The sequence below is a fragment of the Gammaproteobacteria bacterium genome (genome assembly GCA_016765075.1).
Lineage (GTDB): Bacteria > Pseudomonadota > Gammaproteobacteria.
Genome location: JAESQP010000028.1, coordinates 1 through 4,464, shown reverse-complemented (window position 1 = coordinate 4,464; position 4,464 = coordinate 1). Strand labels below are relative to the sequence as shown.

Genomic DNA, 4,464 nt, shown 5'->3' with positions numbered 1-4,464 from the left:
TTAGATGACTTCGATAGCAACTCGTAAAGCTCTTCGCTATTGGCTGCCAATTTTAGTTTTTCACGCATCACCGGGTTACTAAACAATTTTGCTAGCTGCGCCAAAAGATGGAGATGCTCGTCATTAGAATCTTTAGGCACGAGCAAGGCAAACATATAGGCAACTGGCTCGTTATCAATCGCATCAAAATCAACACCCTCTTCAAAACGCATGAAGGCAGACACGGCATGATCGAGCCCGCCTAAACGGCCATGGGGTATTGCCACACCATGGCCTATACCTGTACTACCAAGTCGCTCGCGTGCAACAAGGCTATCGAACACCTCTGTCGCAAGCAGTGCTGCTTCGTCATTAGCAATAAGACTGCTGAGATGCTCAAGTGCACACTTTTTACTTGTCGCGCGCGCATTCGACACAACGCGTTGCAGTGAAAGGGTATCAGCAATATGAATCACTGTTTGGGCTCCAAACTAAGGCCTGTTAACACACTATCTAATGTGGATGATGGTTGGACTGCTTTTCTTTAAACTTTATCACCTGACGATCTAGTTTATCGATCAAGCCATCAATTGCAGCATACATATCATTCTCAACGGAATCAGCGTGTAAATTACCACCGCTAACATGCACTGTCGCCTCTGCCTTTTGCCCCGGCTTCTCAACCGTCAGGGTAACGTTGACATTGACCACCTGATCAAAGTGTCTCTCAATACGTTCAAACTTGGTGTTAACGTAATCTTTCAATGCCTGTGTAATATCAACATGATGACCGCTTAGGGTAAGTTGCATAAGATCTCCTTCACTGACTGTTAGTGGCCTCTAATTGAGGCTCTCTAGGTTTTATACCCACCCTAGGCTAAGCGCTTACGCTCGTTCGAGGGTGGAATCATCATTGCCTCACGGTACTTGGCAATTGTTCGACGTGCCACGTTAATACCTTGATCTTCCAATAATTTGGCAATCTTGCTATCGCTCAACGGTTTGGTTACGTTTTCAGCGGCAACAAGTTTTTTGATCAAGGCGCGTATCGCCGTGGCAGAACATTCACCACCGCTAGCAGTACTAACATGACTAGAAAAGAAATATTTGAGCTCAAACACACCACGTGGCGTACGCATGTATTTTCGTGTTGTAACGCGAGAAATCGTCGATTCATGCATCTCTACTACTTCAGCAATATCATGCAGCACCAACGGCTTCATGGCCTCTTCACCGTATTCAAGAAAACCACGCTGATGCTCAACAATACAACTGGCAACCTTTAATAGCGTTTCATGACGACTTTGCAGGCTTTTAATAAACCAGCGCGCTTCTTTCATTTGGTTTTTAAGGTAGGTTGTATCATCATTACGGCCGCCATTTTTCGCCATGCGCGCATAATGCTGATTAATAGAAACCTTAGGCAAAGAATCGGTATTTAACTCAACCTTCCATTTGCCTTTATCTTTTTTGACCATGACATCAGGCACAATATATTCGGGTTGAATATTACTAATTATCGCACCAGGGCGTGGGTTTAATTGCTGAATAAAGACGACCACATTTTGCAGGTCTTCACGCGATAATTTCATGCGTCGCGTCAGCTGTGAAAAATCACGGCTGCCAAGCAATTGGATATGCTCTGTTAATAGCAACTTGGCTTCAGCGTACCACTTAATGGTCTTGTCGTATTGATTCAGCTGTACTAATAATGTCTCGCGCAAGTCCCGGCCCGCTACCCCTAATGGGTCAAAATGCTGCACGCGATGCAACACGGCCTCGATTTCATCAAGTTCAATTTCTTCAAACTCGTCAATGACACTTTTTTGCAGGTCTTCTAAGGATGTCTGTAAATAACCATCCTCGCCCAAACTATCAATGATCGCCTCAGCAATGGCTGCATCCGCAGCACTGAACGGCGTTAACATCATCTGCCATTTAAGATGTTCTTGTAATGATGGCGACACACTATCAGGCCGTTCAAATTCGCGTTCGGGTGCAGCCGGAGTTGCCATAGCCGTAGGCGTGTAGTCATAAACATCATCCCAAGCGCTATCGACTGGCAGGTCTTCGGGGATAGTTTGATTGTCCTCTAAATTAATAGCGCTATCGGGCGAATCTTTAACTGCGCTATCGCCAGCCCTATCCTCAGCGCCCTCAACACGACTATCACTATCGGCCTGCTCATTTTGGGCAGCCTCTTCGGCCATTTCTAACAAGGGGTTCGTTTCAAGCGCTTCTTGAACTTCTGCCTGTAATTCAAGCGCTGACAGTTGCAGCAAACGTATCGCCTGTTGCAACTGCGGCGTCATCGTAAGATGCTGCCCTAAACGGAGTTGAAGACTCTGTTTCATGGACGAATACTACGCATTTTGCTCACTGCTCATTTCGATTCTATTTTAGCGCAAATACGGCGGAGCCGTTAACAATCATTTTAACCGTCCTGCTGGCGCTTGTTTTCATAATTTAAATTCTTCGCCTAAATAAACCTTTCTAACTTGCTCATTAGCCAGCACGTACTCTGGCTCTCCTTCAGCAATAACTGAGCCATTATTAACAATGTAGGCACGCTGGCAAATCGACAAGGTCTCCCTGACATTATGATCGGTAATCAATATGCCAATATTGCGCTCACTTAACTGCTTAATGATTCTTTGTATATCGACCACAGAAATTGGATCAACACCCGCAAACGGCTCATCAAGCAAAATAAAACTGGGATCGCTGGCCAAGGCTCGCGCTATTTCCAAACGGCGCCGTTCACCGCCAGAAAGAGACATACCCAGTGATTGTGCTAAATGCGCAAGACTGAACTCGTCCAATAATTGCTGTAAACGCAGTTCGCGTTCTTGACGAGAAAGTTTATCTTGTGTTTCAAGCACCGCCTTAATATTGTCGGCAACACTGAGCTTACGGAACACCGATGCTTCTTGCGCCAAATAACCCAAGCCAAGTCGTGCGCGCGCATGCATGGGCAGTCGAGTGAGGTCAGTATCATCGATAAGAACCCTGCCTGCATCGGCGGCAACCAAGCCAACTATCATATAAAAGCAGGTGGTCTTGCCGGCACCATTAGGGCCGAGCAGACCCACCACCTCGCCACGACTGAGCTCAAGTGACACATCGTTAACCACCTTGCGCGAGCGATAGCGTTTGGCAAGGCCAAGGGCGCGTAGCTTACTCATAGTAATGGCTGCTGATTACCCCGGTGATTATCATAAGGGCAACTTACTGAGCCTCGGCGTTATTCAAGGGAGCCTCTGAATTAATTCTGGGACAGCGAGATTGTATCTGAAATTTTTCAGATCGAGACGCGAATCGCAGTCAATAGTGGGGCTATTTGCAAGATTAGCAACGAAGAGCTGGAAGATTTTAGGGACAAGATCGTGTTCCATGAATTATTCAGAGGCTCCCAAGGTCTCGGGCTGGATAATAATCTTGATACGTTCACTACCATCTTCTGCGCGCTTGGCTTTGACCGTCTCATTAACGGTGTCGTAACGTAGATAGTTACCACTAAACATATCGCCATCACGCGTTAATTTTGCCTTTTTACGCATGGTTAATATGCCATCGACAATACTGTAATGAATAGTTTTGGCCTCACCAAACACTGGGCTCTGATTTAACTCAAGCTGCTGCTGAAACTTAGCAGGTTTACCCACCGAAGTGAGCGAATTAAATTTGCGATTCTTGGTCTTAATGGTGACTTCATCACCACGGATTTCCATCGTGCCCTGCTTAATTAACACATCACCACGATAGATACCGATTCCTTTGGCCTCATCAAGGTCTGCCGTATCCGCTTCGACATACACCTCTTGCTCACTATCACTCTGCAATGCATAAACCGGCGCAACCAATACCAACACTGCCAACAAAACAACAATACTATGAGCCAGGTACCGCATAGCGTCCTCTCACACGATCTTGCAAAAAGAAACGGTTTTCAGCAAAATGAGCACGCATACCAACGGACTCTGTTACACCACTGTCAGCAACAATGAGTACCTCGGCATCTGTCACCGCAACATCGTTAAGCAAATCAACATCGACATCACGGGTATCAATTTTAATACCTTCATTCACAGCATCACGCTCACGCAATGCAACCACTTCACCTGTTAAACGCAGAGTATTGCCATCGGCCGATAACCAACCACGCGCTGCGTCAATAGTCCAGGGTGGCGTCTTGGCATTATAGATAATCACATGGGGCTGATCGACTGTCGCAGTTTGATCATCAGCGTAGTGCAATAATTGTACTGCAAGCATGCGTTGGCGTGGAACGCCATTAGCATCCATGGCAACTGCTGTAAAATTTTCAATAGTAAAATCAGCAATATGAGGCACAGTAACGGCCTCAACTGCGTCAGGTGCGGGGGCTCGAATTTGGCCTCGCAACCAAAGGCTAATCAGCGTGAGCAACAACACCGCAATAAAAATTAAACTATTACTGCGATTAATTAATTGGCTCATGACGGG

6 protein-coding genes are annotated in these 4,464 nt (G+C 46.2%); all 6 read right to left on the bottom strand.

Annotated features, from left to right (window positions below; all coding sequences use genetic code 11):
* Nucleotides 1-452 (bottom strand): PTS sugar transporter subunit IIA (locus JKY90_01590; protein ID MBL4850962.1); only part of this gene is annotated, 452 nt, incomplete at its 3' end.
* 40 nt (nucleotides 453-492) lie between these two features.
* Complete coding sequence (gene raiA / locus JKY90_01585) at nucleotides 493-789, bottom strand: ribosome-associated translation inhibitor RaiA (protein ID MBL4850961.1); 297 nt, start codon at nucleotides 787-789, stop codon at nucleotides 493-495.
* Between the two features lie 62 nt (nucleotides 790-851).
* Nucleotides 852-2,333 carry an RNA polymerase factor sigma-54 gene (locus JKY90_01580; protein MBL4850960.1) on the bottom strand — a complete coding sequence of 494 codons (1,482 nt, stop codon included), beginning with the start codon at nucleotides 2,331-2,333 and terminating at the stop codon, nucleotides 852-854.
* Between the two features lie 105 nt (nucleotides 2,334-2,438).
* Nucleotides 2,439-3,164: an LPS export ABC transporter ATP-binding protein gene (gene lptB / locus JKY90_01575; GenBank protein MBL4850959.1), complete on the bottom strand. Its 726-nt coding sequence runs from the start codon at nucleotides 3,162-3,164 to the stop codon at nucleotides 2,439-2,441.
* 213 nt (nucleotides 3,165-3,377) lie between these two features.
* Nucleotides 3,378-3,890: a lipopolysaccharide transport periplasmic protein LptA gene (lptA, locus tag JKY90_01570; GenBank protein MBL4850958.1), complete on the bottom strand. Its 513-nt coding sequence runs from the start codon at nucleotides 3,888-3,890 to the stop codon at nucleotides 3,378-3,380.
* A partial coding sequence (gene lptC, locus JKY90_01565; protein ID MBL4850957.1) for an LPS export ABC transporter periplasmic protein LptC occupies nucleotides 3,871-4,464 on the bottom strand: 594 nt, incomplete at its 5' end. The genes lptC and lptA, both read right to left, overlap by 20 nt.